Genomic DNA, 14464 nt, shown 5'->3' on the forward strand with positions numbered 1-14464 from the left:
CCCGACTCCACGCCCGGAGAAAAGATCCTAGAAGCGGACACCGCAGCCACCCTCCCCCTCGGCGCACGCATCAAACCCCGCGGCATCTTCGAGGACGATTGGTCCGCCCGCCCAACGCCGGAGCGGCCCTGGCCAGTAATCCTCATTCACGGCACCTGCGACACTAAAGGCATCTGGCAGCTGCTCGGCACCCAACTCCGCGAGGACGGATGGGCAGTTTTTGCCCCTGACTACGGCAACCGAGCAACCCAGCCCATCCCTGAGTCTTCTCAACAACTGGGCTCCTACATTGATGCAGTCCTCAACGTTACCGGCGTAGAAAAAGCTATCCTCGTCGGTCACTCTCAGGGTGGGCTGTTAGCCCGTTACTGGATGCGCATCGATGGCGGCGCCGAAAAGGTCCGCCATCTCATCTGCCTAAGCTCCCCCAACCACGGCACGACGCAGGGCGGAATCGTCAGCCGACTTGTGCGCAGCGGACGCCAAGAAGCGGTGATGCGCTCCATCATTGATGGTTGGTTCGGACCAGCCGGCATGCAGCAAATCGTCGGAAGTAAGATCCTCCTCGATACAAACGTCGACGGCGACCTCGAGCCCGGCGTGACCTACACGTGCATCGCCACGAAGAACGACGCCGTGGTGGTTCCTCCCGAGACGTGCTTCCTAGACGGCAGCAAGGTCAAGGACGGCACCGTGCGCAACATCTACGTTCAGGACTTCGACAAACGCGCCGTCGTCATGCACGAGGACATGCCACTGGACAAGCGTGTGCACGCCATCGTACGCACGCTCCTTAAGCTCATTAACTAGATGCTCGGCAGCGCTGGCATTGCGGGAAGTAGCCCCGATTTCATGATCGCATGACCGATGATGGCAAACATTCCACCGAGCGCGGTCAAACCCAAGATGTAATTCCATGCTTCAGCGAAGCTGGAGGTCTGTTGCGGTGCTGGTTCCGCACAGGTTTGGGTGGGGTCGCATGTTTGCTCGGCGCTCGCCTGCGGTGCCAAGAGAAGGGAGCTGGAGAGCGTAACAACAAGGGCTAGTTTTCGCATGATTTTTCCTTAGACAAAGTGTTGAGATTTGAGTATTGATCGATTTAAATGTTGGACAATTTGTATGTGGAGATAAGTGAGTCGATGCCCGTGGGCGGACAGCGCTGCGGCAACACGCACAGCCGGCCATCGATCTCAGCTACCGTGATGTCCCATCCATAAACCTCGGACAAGGCCGCATCGGCGTAGACCTCCGGCACGGTTCCGTGGGCCACCACCTTCCCGTCCGCCATGCACACGATGTGATCGCAATACGCGGCAGCAGCGTTGAGGTCATGCAGCACCACAAGGACTGCAATTCCGCCTTGCTTAGCCAGTGCTTGGGCCAAGGAAAGTACCTGCTCCTGATGGTGGATATCCAGGGCAGCGGTGGGTTCATCGAGCAAGATAACCGGGGTTTGCTGCGCGAGCACACGGGCCAAAGCAACCCGTGCCCGCTCACCGCCCGACAGCGTAACGACGTCACGGCCGGCCAGATGCGCGACGTCGGCAGCAGCTAAGGCCGCGGCGACGATCTCTTCATCCTCAGCCTCAGATGAAGTGCCCGCCCACGGACTTCGGCCCATCGCAACCACGTCGCGCACTAAGAACTCGAAGGACACTCCAACATCCTGCAGCATCACTGCCCGCAGACGGGCCAGTTCGTTTGGGGAAAGCCCCGTGGGGTCAAGCCCAGCCAGCTGTACGCTTCCGGAGTATTCAAGGTCTCCCGCGACCGCGGCCAATACCGTCGATTTGCCGGCGCCATTCGGCCCGATGAGACCCGTAACCTCGCCAGGTTGCGCGTCGAAAGAAACGGCGTCGACAAGCTTGCGGTGCCCAATTTCAACAGTAAGTCCCCGCACCGAAATCATGAGTGCATCCCCTTTCGCATCATCCGCCGCAACAACACAAAGAAACAGGGGCCACCCACTAGCGCGGTGAAGATTCCGATGGGCAAGTCCGCAAAGGGAATCAGCGTACGTGCAGCAACGTCGGCAAACCCGATGAGTACCGCGCCAGCAAGAGCCGAGGCTGGTAACAAGATTTTGTTCGCAGGCCCCACGATGGTGCGCAACAGGTGCGGCACGATGAGTCCCACGAAACCGATGAGGCCAGCAAAGGACACTGCGCCCGCGGTCAGCACCGCAGAAGCAACGATCGCGGCGATACGCAACCTTTGGACGTTGATGCCGATATGCCCCGCCGCGCGTTCGCCCAAGGCTAAGGCGTCGAGCTGCTCACCCAAGCGGAAAGCCACGAACGCTCCTAATGCAGCCACTGGCAGCACCACCCAGACGTGCTTCCACTGCGCGCCGTTGAGGGATCCCATTTGCCAGAAAATGATCTGCTCCCGGTTGGCGGTGGGCGCCAGATAAACCATGAAGGAGATGACCGCATTGCACACTGCGTTAATAGCGATGCCGGTCAGGATCAGGTTGACAACGGCCACGCGTCCGCCATGGCGAGCGAGTTGATAGATCAACGCGGTAACGGCAAGTGCCGTGAGAAAAGCTGCGGCAGGCACGATGAAGGTGCCCAGCAAGGAGACGTTGAAGACGATGACCACGGCAGCGCCCACGCCAGCGCCGGAGGTCACGCCGATGATGGAGGGCTCTGCCAAGGGGTTGGCAAAGACGGCCTGCATCAAGGTGCCAGCCACGCCAAGCGACGCCCCGACCAAAAAGCCCAGTGCGATTCGTGGAAGGCGAATCTCCCACACCACATTGGCGGACAAGGCCTCTTGGTGCGGACCGCCGGCAAGGATTGGAAACAGATCCTGCACAGGCACGTAGTACTGGCCCAACACGATGGAGACCAGCGCAGCGGCACACAGCAGCACCGCCAGGACGATGAAGACCCACGTTCTTTTGCGCTGGCGCTTCTCAAAAACGTCAGGCTGTGCGTTCAGCGTTGTATTAAGCGTCTGGAGCATAAACTGCCTTCGCCAATTTGATGAGCGTCTGCCCCGTCATCGGCCCGAAAGCCAAGGATTGCCCATCCGGGATGGTGACGATTCTCTGCTTCTTTCCGGCAGTGGTCTGTGCGACACCTGGGCGCTGCATGAGGCCGTCGATTCCGCCGGTCGACTCCAAGCCGTTGGTCATCATGATGATCACCTCGGGGTCGATCTTGGCCAAGGCCTCGGCGTTTGCTGGTTCGGCGTAGGACAGATGGTTTTCGGTTCCGAGATCCACGCCACCGACTCCCTCGATGAGGTCGCGGGCGCCCGTGCCCTCTCCCATGATGAAGAAGACACCACCGTTGCCACGCGCGTAGAGGAATGCCATGCGCATGGGCTCGTCTGGCACCAGCTCGGCGATGGCGGCCTTCGCCTCATCGATTTCCTTAATTGACCTCTCCCCCAGCTCCTTTGCTTCTTCGGGCAGGCCGACGACCCCGCCAAGCTTCGCAATGTCCTCGCCAACCGAATCGATGGTGCGCTGCGGTTCCATGACCACAGTGGTCACGCCAGCGGCGCGAATCTGATCGATTGCGTCGCGCGGCCCGATGGAGTGATCGACAATCACCAGCGTGGGCTCGAGCGAGAGAACAGCCTCAACATTGATATTGTGTCCGCCTTCGGTAACCACCGGCAGATCCTGTAGGTTGGGTTCGGTTGAGGAAACAGTGCGACCGACGATGTTGTCCGCTAGGCCTAAGCCAGTCAGCGATTTGGTGTAGGTGCCATAGATGTCGAGAGCCAAGATGCGCGAGACGTCATTGACGGTCACATCGTTGCCGTCAGCGTCCGTGAGTTCTACTGGCAGCTGCGGTTCCACGGAATCCGCCACTGGTTCGATGTCTTTGAAGTCGCTGACGTTACTTAGTCCGGTAAAGGAACGAGGGTCGCTCACGCTATCTGCTGCGGGCAGTTCACTCGTTAGGTCCTCATACCCGCCTTGGACGCCACACGCGCCGAGAGTCAGCGCGCACACCAGCGTCAGAAAAATAGAGGAGAACTTTTTCATGTTTTAGGTCTTTTCTCTTTTTAAGCTGGTTAAGCCGGGTTCTGCATGACCAAGCGGCTAGTAGAGCCGCCCGCGATCACGAGTCCGGCGATGAGCAGCAGCAGGTAGGTGCGGGAGTCGCCCCACTCAAAGCCCTTGTCCTGCGCTGCGGCAGACTTGATCTTGAAGTTGCCAGATCCGTCCTGGTAGCCCTGCGACTCGCCGCCTGTCAGCGATGCTGCGTCTGCGTTCTTGCCTGCCGCGCCAGCACCAGTAGATCCGGATTTAGATCCGCCGGAGGTGCCCGCGGCGCCAGAGCCACCGCCTGTGACGGCAGCGCAATCTGCGCTGCCTCCTAGGTCTGCACTGATGGAGAGCGGATCCAGCTGTGTGCCTGGCTCATAGAAACCAGCAAAAGCCTCGGAGCCGGTCTCGCTCAGGGCCACGCTCGCCTCACCTTGTAGGGAGTTTTCTCCCACGTCGAGGGAGCTGAAGCTGAGATCACCGATTACGGTTCGGCCAAAGTCCTTCTTTTCGCCTTCCATGTTGGAAGAGCTGACGTCACCAATCAGCTGCCCGGAGTTGCCGTTGAAGGTGACCGCGAGATTGGAGATATTAAGATCGAGTTTGCCGTGGTGACCGCTAAAGTGCATCGAGCCGGAGTACTGAATGCTGCCTGCGTTCCCGTTTACAGCGCCGGAGTTGCCGTTAAAGGTGAAGCGCTCATTTTCGTAACCCACTGCGTTAAGGTCCCAGCGGCCCTGCGCAATCGAGCCAGTGATGTAGGACTGGAAGGACTTCTTTACACCCCATGCAGCGCTAGCTTGGGTAACGCCAGTGGCCTCGCACTTCTCGTCCCCGTTGCCAGCGCTTCCTGCAGCCGCAGCTCCTGCAGCCTGCGTTCCCGTTTCGGCCTTGGTTCCTGCGGACTGGCTTCCGTTTCCGGAAGCTGTAGACGCACCCGTACTCTTGGTGTCACCACCTTTTTGCGCTGCGCTGTGCGATGCCCCGTTGGAGCCGCCTGCCGCAGTACCACCGGAATTACCAGCGGAATCGCCATAAAAGGACTTGAGCTGGCTCAAGAATTTCTCGGTGTTACCCATGAACGTGGTGATGCCATTCATGGTGTCGTTAGTCTCGGACAGGATTGCCATGGCCTCTTTGTTGAAGCCGGTAAATTTACCAGTGATCGACGTTGGGACATCGCCGGTGCCTTTGCCTGCCGCGCAACTACCATCAAGGCCCACGGTTCCCGAGGAAGGATCCAAGGCTTCGCCGGGCTCGTAGAAGCCGGTGAAGAGGCGATTTCCGCCCTGCGTCAAAGTGGTGGAGCCGGTGAGGTTGACCGAGCCGCTCTCGGGTTTGACCGGATTCTGCAGGTCAATAATCGCAATGACTTCATTGTCACCCCGGATTTCCTGGCCTCGGGCCATGGCGGATCTATCGAGCTCGTAAGAGACGTAGTCCACCGAGATCTCTGCGCGGTTTCCCGAGGCGTGGACTTGGAAGTCGGACAAGTTCATGTCAAGGACGCCGTTGTGCCCCTTGAAACTGAGGTTTCCGTTGAAGGGGATCACCACCGAGTCCCCTTCCACACTGGCCTTTGTCGGCGTGAAGGTAAACGCACCCTGACCGCGTTCATCACCTGTGAAACCAATGCCATTTGCGCCCCACGAACCATGTGCAATGTTGCCTTTGATGTAGTTGCGGAATGATTGCTTAATTCCCCAGTTCCAGGTGCAGTTTTCTGCCGCATGGGCTGTTTGGGGTGTCAGCGCAGCGGCCGGACCTGCAACCAAGAACGCGGAGGCAAGGCATGCAAGAAGGGTTCTTTTCATGAGAGTGAGTCACCTTAACGAAGAGATTTAGATAGGCTAGGCTTACTTAATACATGTTATACTTACCTAACTTAAAAGGCAGGCGTCAACCGTGTACCCCTCTTTGACCACAGAAAACACCCCCTCCGTGGACGCTTTCCGCAACATTTACCCCGATGTAGATCCAGCAGTCGGCCTACCGCTCACGGTAGGCGAACGCATCGCCATCGCCGTGGCCGTAGCCACTCTCGTATTCGGCGGAGCAACCGGGAACCTCATCGTTGGGGCCGCTGGGCTCGCATTTGTCCTTTTCTGCGCCGTGGCTCAAACGCACAAACCGCAGCGCCGCATCCGCGCGGAAGCACGCGGGCGCTTCCCCAACCTCAATTGGTATGAAAACACCACCGTGGCATCCGGCTACGTCATCCCCTCCCTGTGGTTGTTGATCATCGCGGGCACGCTGGCGGCGTGGTGGTTCACGCCGGTCAAGTACTTACTTCACGTAGGTGTACTCAGTGCACTCGTTGCGGCACTCATCATTTGGTTTATGCCGGGACTGAACCCTATATGGACAGCTCGTCGAGCAGCTCGTCAAAAGCCGGACCAACCTGCGTCCGCCACAGCGTATCCACACGATTATCCCCACGCCCCGGACCACCGTTAATCACGGATACCCGCTTACCCGCTTTCTTGGCGTCGAGCACAAAACGGAAACCGCTCATCACGGCCAGCGAGGAGCCCACCACCAGCAGGGAGCGCGATCCAGCCAGAATCTCATAGGCCGCATCCTTCTTCGCGGCCGGAACCGGTTCCCCAAAGTAGACCACGTCCGGCTTGAGGAGCAGTGAGCCGCACACAACGCAGGGCGGCATCACAAACTCATCGACGGCCTCCTGCGAAAGCGCCACGTCACCGTCCGGGTTGACCTGGTCCTCGCTGACCCCCCAGCGCGCTAAGAAGCCCGGGTTGAGGGTCTCCGCGCGGACATCGAAAAGCTCGCGCTCTTCCACGTTCCCGCAGTTCAGGCAAACCACGTGCTTCATGTCACCGTGCAAGGCAACGACATTTTTCTGCCCCGCCTCCTTGTGGAGGCCATCGACGTTCTGCGTGACAAGCCCACTGAGCAGCCCGGCGCGCTCGAGCTCCACCAAGGCGTAGTGCGTGCGATTCGGGCGCGCAGTATCCATCACGCGCCAGCCCACAAAGGCACGCGCCCAGTAGCGGTGCGAGGCCGCGGGATCGTGCCGAAACTCCTGGTAAGTCATGGGTCGATGCCTGCTCAACGAACCTTTCGGGCCGCGATAATCCGGCACGCCCGACTCCGTGGACACCCCCGCCCCCGTGAGCACCATGACGCCACCTGCACGCAGTTGCTTGGCGACGTCGCTAAGCGCAAGCCCTGGCTGCGTCGGTTCCGCGGTCTCCGTGACGACGCGCTCAATAGAACGCAACGCGGACTTGTGGGCTAATTCAACGGCGGGATCCATGCCTCCAATTTAGGACAACTCGGGCCAAGCTAGGGAAGGGTCTCCACGTAGAGCCAATCCGAATCCAACTCTCCGTGGCGCGAACACTTCGTGCTCCATCCGTCCGGGCGGACCTGCGCCACCATGCGGCGGCCACAGATCTGGCAAAAACGCGGCACGTCCAAGCCGGCGGCCGCCGCTGGATGCAGGTGCGCGTCTTTAAACGGCTCGCCGGTATTCGGATGGAAGATTGGCTCCTCCCCTGCCAATACGGCAGCAGCCAACTCATCCATTACAGAGCCTTGATCGGCAGATCGATGCGGCCCAGCATGTCGACGTCCTTTTCAATCTGACGGCCAAGCGTGGTCAGGTAGTTGCCCGCAATGATCGCGTTGATGCCGCCGAGCAGACCCTTCTCCGTGCCGTCGTCGCCAAGCGAAAGCTCGCGGCCGCCTGCAAAGCGCAAGGTCACAGCCGGCATCGCCAAGCGGAAAGCGGCAACGGCGCGCAGCGCTTCACCCAGCGGAACCAGCGGGTAATCCGCAAATGGGGTGCCAGGGCGCGGATCGAGGAAGTTCATTGGGACCTCGCAAGGCTCGATCTGCGCGAGCTGGTACGCGAACTCGGCGCGATCCTCCAAGGACTCACCCATACCGATGATGCCGCCGGAGCATACTTCCATGCCCACCGCGCGCACGTTCTCCAGGGTCTCCTTGCGTTCATCCCAGGTATGCGTAGTCACCACGTTGGGGAAGAAGGAACGAGAGGTCTCCAGGTTGTGGTTATAGCGCTGGGCACCCATGTCCTTCAGGCGCTGCGCCTGTTCGCGGGTCAGCGTGCCAAGGGAACAAGAAATCTCGATATCGACTTCATCCAAAATCGCCGGGATTGCCTCCGCGACCTGGGAAAGCAAGTTCTCATCCGGCGACTTTACAGCGGCAACGATGCAAAACTCCGTCGCACCAGTCTTGGCGGTCTTCTTGGCGGCCTCCACCAACTCCGGAATGTTCAGGCGGGCCGCACGCACCGGGGACTCAAAAAGACCGGACTGCGAGCAGAAATGACAATCCTCCGGGCAACCGCCGGTCTTAATCGAGATGATTCCCTCCACGGAAACATCCGGGCCACACCACTTCAGGCGAGTCTGGTGCGCAATGTCTGCGATTTCCTCGAGCTGCTCATCCGGAACCTGCAGCACTTCCAGCAATTCTTCTTGGCTAAGACCAATTCCCTGGCCTAGGGCTTTATCACGGGCGATATCGATAATGCTCATGGAGAGCAGCGTACTTGAACGTCGTTCAATTTTTGTTAAAAGAACCGAAATTTCACCCGGCGACTACCCTTAAACGCATGACGCTTTACGACGACACCCTGGAACTACTGCAAGAACTCATCCGCAATGCCTGCGTCAATGACCTCACGCCGGACTCCGGCAACGAGGTGCGCAACGCCGACACCTTGGAGAAGTTCTTCGCGGGCACCGACGTCTCCATCGCGCGTTATGAATCCCACCCCTCGCGCGTAAGCATCGTTGTCACCGTCCCAGGCGATCCAGAAAAAGAGCCGCTTACCCTCATGGGACACACGGACGTGGTTCCCGTTGACGAGCCGAAGTGGACCAAGCCGCCTTTCGACGCCCTCATTGAAGACGGCAAGCTCTACGGCCGCGGCGCCGTCGACATGCTCTTTATTACCGCCTCCATGGCGGCGGTCACCCGCAAGATTGCTCAGGAGGGCAACCCGGGCGGCACCCTTGCATTCGTAGGCATGGCCGACGAAGAAGCCCGCGGCGGGCTCGGCGTGAAGTTCATGTCGGAGCAGCACCCGGATGCGTTTTCGTGGAAGAACTGCCTGTCCGAGACCGGCGGCAGCCACCTACCCGACGCGGTGGGCTTTAATGTGGGCGAAAAGGGCGCCGGCCAGCGCCGCATCCACGTGCATGGCGACGCCGGCCACGGATCCACGCCCTATGGCAAGGACTTTGCAATTTTGAAGATCGGCGAGGTCGCACGCCGCATCGCCGCTGCTGAACCGCCGGTTGCTTCGAATGAGATCTGGGAGGGATTCGTCAAGACCTTCAAGTTCGATCCAGAAACAGAGGCGGCACTAATTGCAGGTACCGGCGATTACTCGAAGTTCGGCGATCTTGCCGCGTACGCTCACGCCTTTAGCCACACCACCATCGCCGAGACCGTCCTACGTGCTGGCGGCGCAATCAACGTGCTGCCTTCCCACGCCTACCTGGAGATGGATATCCGCCCCTTCCCAGGCCAGACCCAGGATGAGCTCGATGACTTCCTGCGCGAGGCGCTAGGAGATCTTGCAGACGAGGTTGAAATCGAGCACCTGATTACGGAAGACGCCACGCAATCTTCTACCGATACGAAGCTCTGGCACGCGATTGAGGCAACCTCCAAAGAGTTCTTCCCCGATAAAGATGTGGTTCCAGTCCACGCCACGGGTGGTTCCGATCTGCGTTTCGCGCGCCGTATGGGCGGCAACGCTTATGGCTTTGCCATGCATGCCGAAGCCCGCGATATGGCGAGCGCCAACTCCCAGCTACACAGCCACGACGAGCATCTTTATCTCGAGGATTTGGAGCTTACAGTGCGCGCTTATGACTCACTTGTAACGCGGTTCCTCTCTTCCGAAAAGTAGGACACTACCTGGTAAAAGTCGGCGTCGGCAAGCCGTGTCCGGGGCATGTTTTAAAGTGTGATTCGTAAGTTAGTTCGAAACACTTTAACGGTGAGGAACCTCTTGCTATGAAAGTGCCCTACCACTCTCACACCAACCCCGAAGACGAAATAGCCCAAGCCGCCGCACAAATCCGGCATGCAGAGCTGCGCTTCTGGCGCGAGCATCTGCCGGAGTTCGATAACGATATTGAGCTCGCGGTGCAGAGAATGTTTTCTGCCACCGGTGTTAGCCCGGCGCGCATATCCAAAATTTTCATGGCTTTAGATCGTCTCGAATCCATGCCAGAACTACATGCTCTCCAAGAGCGCTATCTCCACCTAGATTTAGATCGGCTTATCCCCATCAACGAGTCCTTAGACAAGCTTGGGGGGGCCGCTTGCCGGCGCCCTTGCCCGCATCGACGCAGGCATCACCAAGTACCTCACGCCAAAGCGTGCGAACCAAGTCCCGCCCACGCAAGCAAATATCAAGCGCAAACTCAATGAGCTCATTAGCGCCGAAGATGACACGATTGCCCTGCAAGATACGCGCCGCCGTGGTCGATACAGCACCGACCCATTCTCCGTAACGCTGGAAGCAGATCCAGAAACCATCGCGAGCGTCGACCAGGCGGTACGCGCCTTCGCCGAGGCCGAGCAGATTCCACTCGCCCAGGCCATGACGCGCCTCATCCTCGGCGAGGCCCAACCAAAGGTTATCCTGCACACCTACCAAGCAACTGACATCCCCGGCGCGCCAACCTTCATCCAAGGCCACGGTTGGTCCCGTACTCCCGTTTCCCCTTCGGAGGTCCACGAGGTCGACCCATACGCCGAGAGCAAGAACTACATCACTCCGGCGAACATTCGAAAATACGTCGAAGGCCGCGACGGAACCTGCCGCTACCCGGGCTGCAACCATCCGGCCTATAAATGCCAAACGGACCATCGCGTCAATTTCGCCGACGGTGGCCCAACAACCCCCGCAAACCTTGCTTGCTTGTGCCAACACCACCACAACATCAAGACGGATGGCACAGCCTTCTACATCATGGACCCATACACCGGGGATATCTTCTGGCTCTTCGAAGATGGGACGTGGAAAGCCACCGAGCCCACCGGCCCCATCGCGGAGAAGAACTGGACGCAGACTTTCGCGCAGGCCATCGCAAGTAGGCGCCGCCGTGCCCACGAGCAGGCCGCTGCTTTAAAGGAGGAGATAAAGAGCTAGTCACAACCATGCCTCGCACACTGCTCATTAATTCCACCCTCGCCGCCATCATCGGAACCACCATCATGGTGTTTCTGCACGAGTGCGCGCATTTCCTCACCCCCTTGGCGTTGGGACATTCCGCCAGCCTCTCTGCGTTCGCGGTGACCCATAGCGAAGATATCCCAACGCACACCGCTTTGATTGCGGCCGCCGGGCCTATCTTTAGCCTGCTCAGCGGTATCATCTGCTCGCTGCTACAACCAAGACGCCTGGTGTGGATCTGGTTCAGCTTTGCTTCCATCATGGAAGGCGTGTGTTATTTCGTCATCACGCCCGCTGGCGCTGGTGACACAGCAACGGTTGTGGATGCACTCGGTTGGCCCGCATGGGTGCAATTAGTCATGTGCGCGGTGGGTGTGGCAGGCATGTTCGCCACCGCTTGGCACTTTGCGCCGTACATCAAGCGCTTTGCCGGCGATGATCGCAAAGCCCAGTGGGCAATGGCATTCTGGCCGTGGCTCATTGGCGCCGCAGCGATGTATCGCTGAGTATCGGCGAAAAATCCTCGTCGGCATTTCCGACTTCGGCGTGCTCACCTTCGCCCCGATGGGTTTCATCTTCCGCGGCCGGTGGAGCGAGGTTGAACAAGAACCGCTGCGAACCCGCTAGTCGGTGAACCTGGCGAGAGCGAATTCGTGGCGCACGCGCTTGTCGACGGCGCCGTCGTCAGCGTCAGCTCGCACGATGAGCAAGCACTCCGCCAGCTCATGGAAAAGCAAGTGAATAAGGTGGCAAACCGCTAAGACAACGGCGGGAATTCATCCAAGGAAAAAACGGATTCCACCGACACTCCAAAATACTGCGCAATACGCAAAGCAAGATGCAACGACGGTGCAGACTCGCCGCGCTCTAGGTACCCAATCGTCTGATAGTGAATGCCTAGGGCCTCGGCGAGTTCACGCCGGCTGATTCGCCGGTCAGTACGCATCACAGCGATGCGGTTGTGAACTATGTCTTCAGTCATTTCTAAATTCCGATTTGGGCCCGAGTCTTGGATTGGATATTGGCGAGGGAGCCAAAAGTCTCCTTGCGGAAGCTATAGCGTAGCAAGGCAATAACAACTATAAATCCAACGATGATCCAAGTAAGAAGAACCCCCACAGCTAGCACAGGGGTGAATTCTCCGCCGTACTCCCACTGCGCAGGATTATCCGAGATCCACCGCGATAGGTGTCCGGACCAGTAGAAGGGCAGGATGAGCTGCGGAATCTGTATCCAGCGAGGAACGTCAGCCAAGGAGATAAAGCTGCCGCTGGTAGAAAACAGCGCTATGACGATGGCATAACCGACAAGCTGTGAATATGTCCCACGCATGAACGCACCGAGCACCAGCCCCAAAGGTGCTGCGGCTAGATTCGAGAGCAAAGCGATGCCCAGCATGGGAACAATACGACCCCATGAAATTTCTAGGTTCGGCAAGATAAAAAGTGCGGCAAAGAGCAGTACTGCCTGCATGATGAATACGACGCTTACACAAGAGATTGTCTTGCCGATTGCCCACACCCACGAGCCATTAGGCAACATTCGCGCGCGCACTAAGGCGCCGCCTAATCTGTCGCTATAGAACTCGGCAGCAATCTGCATTATCACGAACGTCGAAAAGCTGCCGACCAAACCAGCGAGAATTACCGACGAAGTCGAAGTTTGCTCAATCATCTCCTGCGAGCTTTGGCGAACCATCACCACGATAAACAGAACGGGCGCGAACACCATGAACGCTCCGACGCCTACAAGCTGCGGCCGAATGTCACTTGCCGCCTGGCGGAGGGCTGCTTTGAAGATTTTCATTACTGTTCCCCATTCTTTTTCACGATGGAAAGGTAGGCATCCTCTAGCGTCGGACGCGTCACGGTTAATTCAGAGATGGAACTAAGAGGAAGGCTCTGCAGAAATTTCTCTGGCGTTTCCGTGGCATGAACGTTGCGCACCCCATCTGCAACCCACGAGACCTCCGCAGTTCCCAAATGTGCTGAGCGCAGCTGCATAGGGCTGCCGTTTGCTAGGACTTTTCCCTCACCCAAGATGATGATTCTGCTGGCGAGCTTTTCAGCTTCTGCAAGGTCATGGGTGGTCATAAGGACCGTGGTGGAACGATCCACGTGGTCCATAATCACGTCGTGCATTTGTGTCTTCGAGACCGGATCGAGCCCCGTCGTCGGCTCATCTAGGAGTAACAACTCAGGCCCACCGATGAGCGCTGCCGCAAAATCTAGGCGACGCCGCTCGCCACCGGACAGGCTCGAAATCTTCTGATTTTCCTTATCCCCTAAAGACACCAACTCAAGCGCCTGCTCAACCCCCATTGCTGCCGGTGAGTGGGTTTCATGGATGCCCGCAACCCATGCCAACTGGTCTTTAACGCGCCACTTGGGGTGGTCGGACCAATTCTGCTGAACCAAACCCACACGAGACCAGAACCCGGCCTTTACCCTGCGAGGGTCCTGCCCGAAAACACGAACCCTGCCGGTAGTTGGAGTCAACGTGCCCACAATGTTTTCCAGCAGCGTGGTCTTTCCCACACCGTTTGGGCCAAGCAAGCACACCACCTCGCCGGGGTCAACATGCAAGTCCACTCCGCCCAGAACTTTCTTCGCACCATAGGAGAAAGCCAGGCCGTCGATTTCAATTACTCGAGTCATTACACTCCCTTCGGTTCAATTCTCACTAAAGAAGATAGCACATGTACTACATATTGGAAGGGGGTTACTTCATGTCCTGATAAGCTCGTCTCCATGCCAACACAAGAAATTCACGTAAGCGCTGTCATTTTCCACAACTCAGAAGGCCATGTCCTTTGCGTGCGAAAGAAAAACACCACCGCGTTTCAGTTTCCGGGTGGTAAACCAGACCCCGACGAAACGCCCCTCCAAGCTGCAGTGCGCGAGGTAGGAGAGGAAATTGGCGTCACGCTTGATGGTGCCCTACTTAGCCCACGCGGCACCTTCCGCGCAGCCGCCGCCAACGAGGAAAATCATGAGGTCATTGCAGATGTCTTCAGCTATCCATCCCCTGTCATCCCAAACATTGCAGCGGAGATTGCCGAGTACGCATGGGTAGATTTGGCCGAACCTCACGTTGAACTCGCACCGCTTCTGAAAACCCCTGCACTACGCGAGAAGCATTGTTAGATTGCGGTCATGAGCAGCACAGAGCGATATGTTGAAGATGCTGTCCTTGGCCGAGTAAACCTTCCACTTACTGCACTTTCATGGCACAATGGCCTGCATGAGCAAAGTACGTAAGTC

The 14464-nt window shown here is 58.3% G+C and carries 17 protein-coding genes; 6 read left to right on the forward strand and 11 right to left on the reverse strand.

The genetic code is table 11. The features are described 5' to 3' along the window. Positions 1-810: esterase/lipase family protein (locus HMPREF2724_RS02295; RefSeq protein ID WP_246818185.1), on the forward strand; the 810-nt coding region annotated here is incomplete at its 5' end. Here HMPREF2724_RS02295 and HMPREF2724_RS02300 read toward each other — a convergent pair. From HMPREF2724_RS02300 to HMPREF2724_RS02320, 5 genes are read right to left on the reverse strand one after another with little or no spacing between them, the layout of a single operon-like run. Further along, on the reverse strand, positions 807-1055 hold the full coding sequence (locus HMPREF2724_RS02300; RefSeq protein WP_070455706.1) for a hypothetical protein: 249 nt from the start codon (positions 1053-1055) through the stop codon (positions 807-809). The genes HMPREF2724_RS02295 and HMPREF2724_RS02300 overlap by 4 nt on opposite strands. A 44-nt stretch (positions 1056-1099) precedes the next feature. After that, on the reverse strand, positions 1100-1909 hold the full coding sequence (locus HMPREF2724_RS02305; RefSeq protein WP_070518347.1) for a heme ABC transporter ATP-binding protein: 810 nt from the start codon (positions 1907-1909) through the stop codon (positions 1100-1102). Then, positions 1906-2970 carry a FecCD family ABC transporter permease gene (locus HMPREF2724_RS02310; RefSeq protein ID WP_061919926.1) on the reverse strand — a complete coding sequence of 355 codons (1065 nt, stop codon included), beginning with the start codon at positions 2968-2970 and terminating at the stop codon, positions 1906-1908. Before HMPREF2724_RS02310 ends, HMPREF2724_RS02305 begins: the two co-directional genes overlap by 4 nt. Further along, positions 2954-4006: a heme/hemin ABC transporter substrate-binding protein gene (locus tag HMPREF2724_RS02315; RefSeq protein ID WP_070433344.1), complete on the reverse strand. Its 1053-nt coding sequence runs from the start codon at positions 4004-4006 to the stop codon at positions 2954-2956. The genes HMPREF2724_RS02310 and HMPREF2724_RS02315 overlap by 17 nt, the downstream gene beginning before the upstream one ends. Positions 4007-4035: 29 nt before the next feature. Continuing rightward, positions 4036-5823 carry an HtaA domain-containing protein gene (locus tag HMPREF2724_RS02320; protein ID WP_070455709.1) on the reverse strand — a complete coding sequence of 596 codons (1788 nt, stop codon included), beginning with the start codon at positions 5821-5823 and terminating at the stop codon, positions 4036-4038. A 91-nt stretch (positions 5824-5914) separates the two neighbouring features. On the opposite strand from HMPREF2724_RS02320, the gene HMPREF2724_RS12590 reads away from it, so the two are divergent. Further along, positions 5915-6466 (forward strand): hypothetical protein, encoded by a 552-nt coding sequence (locus HMPREF2724_RS12590; RefSeq protein WP_141740995.1) that lies wholly within the window; start codon positions 5915-5917, stop codon positions 6464-6466. Here HMPREF2724_RS12590 and HMPREF2724_RS02325 read toward each other — a convergent pair. Genes HMPREF2724_RS02325 through bioB form a run of 3 tightly spaced genes read right to left on the reverse strand, consistent with a single transcriptional unit; the run spans position 6366 to position 8541 of the window. Further along, positions 6366-7289, reverse strand: coding sequence for a Sir2 family NAD-dependent protein deacetylase (locus HMPREF2724_RS02325; protein WP_062036340.1), 924 nt, complete (start codon positions 7287-7289; stop codon positions 6366-6368). The two genes, HMPREF2724_RS12590 and HMPREF2724_RS02325, sit on opposite strands and share 101 nt — an antisense overlap. Before the next feature lie 29 nt (positions 7290-7318). Further along, entirely contained in the window at positions 7319-7561 is a 243-nt protein-coding gene (locus HMPREF2724_RS02330; protein ID WP_061919918.1) for a biotin synthase auxiliary protein BsaP, read from the reverse strand. Then, a complete protein-coding gene (bioB, locus tag HMPREF2724_RS02335; RefSeq protein WP_070455713.1) occupies positions 7561-8541 on the reverse strand; it encodes a biotin synthase BioB in 981 nt (326 codons plus the stop codon). Before bioB ends, HMPREF2724_RS02330 begins: the two co-directional genes overlap by 1 nt. Positions 8542-8618: 77 nt before the next feature. Between bioB and HMPREF2724_RS02340 the strand changes: the two genes are divergently transcribed. The 3 genes from HMPREF2724_RS02340 to HMPREF2724_RS02350 all read left to right on the forward strand — a co-directional run bounded on the left by HMPREF2724_RS02340 (position 8619) and on the right by HMPREF2724_RS02350 (position 11707). After that, positions 8619-9926 (forward strand): M20/M25/M40 family metallo-hydrolase, encoded by a 1308-nt coding sequence (locus HMPREF2724_RS02340; protein ID WP_062036344.1) that lies wholly within the window; start codon positions 8619-8621, stop codon positions 9924-9926. A gap of 405 nt (positions 9927-10331) precedes the next feature. Beyond that, positions 10332-11177, forward strand: a complete 846-nt coding sequence (locus HMPREF2724_RS02345) for an HNH endonuclease signature motif containing protein (RefSeq protein ID WP_246818186.1) — start codon at positions 10332-10334, stop codon at positions 11175-11177. An 8-nt stretch (positions 11178-11185) separates the two neighbouring features. Next, positions 11186-11707: a hypothetical protein gene (locus HMPREF2724_RS02350; protein WP_070586954.1), complete on the forward strand. Its 522-nt coding sequence runs from the start codon at positions 11186-11188 to the stop codon at positions 11705-11707. Between the two features lie 251 nt (positions 11708-11958). On the opposite strand, the gene HMPREF2724_RS02355 is transcribed toward HMPREF2724_RS02350, so the two are convergent. Genes HMPREF2724_RS02355 through HMPREF2724_RS02365 form a run of 3 tightly spaced genes read right to left on the reverse strand, consistent with a single transcriptional unit; the run spans position 11959 to position 13858 of the window. After that, positions 11959-12183 carry a helix-turn-helix transcriptional regulator gene (locus HMPREF2724_RS02355; protein WP_049062476.1) on the reverse strand — a complete coding sequence of 75 codons (225 nt, stop codon included), beginning with the start codon at positions 12181-12183 and terminating at the stop codon, positions 11959-11961. A 2-nt stretch (positions 12184-12185) separates the two neighbouring features. Then, complete coding sequence (locus HMPREF2724_RS02360) at positions 12186-13007, reverse strand: ABC transporter permease (RefSeq protein ID WP_062036348.1); 822 nt, start codon at positions 13005-13007, stop codon at positions 12186-12188. Further along, positions 13007-13858, reverse strand: a complete 852-nt coding sequence (locus tag HMPREF2724_RS02365; protein ID WP_049062478.1) for an ABC transporter ATP-binding protein — start codon at positions 13856-13858, stop codon at positions 13007-13009. The genes HMPREF2724_RS02360 and HMPREF2724_RS02365 overlap by 1 nt, the downstream gene beginning before the upstream one ends. Before the next feature lie 93 nt (positions 13859-13951). Here HMPREF2724_RS02365 and HMPREF2724_RS02370 point away from each other — a divergent pair, with 93 nt between their 5' ends. Further along, complete coding sequence (locus HMPREF2724_RS02370; protein WP_049151471.1) at positions 13952-14347, forward strand: NUDIX hydrolase; 396 nt, start codon at positions 13952-13954, stop codon at positions 14345-14347. Positions 14348-14464: the final 117 nt, after the last annotated feature.

This window comes from Corynebacterium sp. HMSC071F07 (genome assembly GCF_001810285.1).
In the GTDB taxonomy this organism is placed as follows: domain Bacteria; phylum Actinomycetota; class Actinomycetes; order Mycobacteriales; family Mycobacteriaceae; genus Corynebacterium; species Corynebacterium simulans.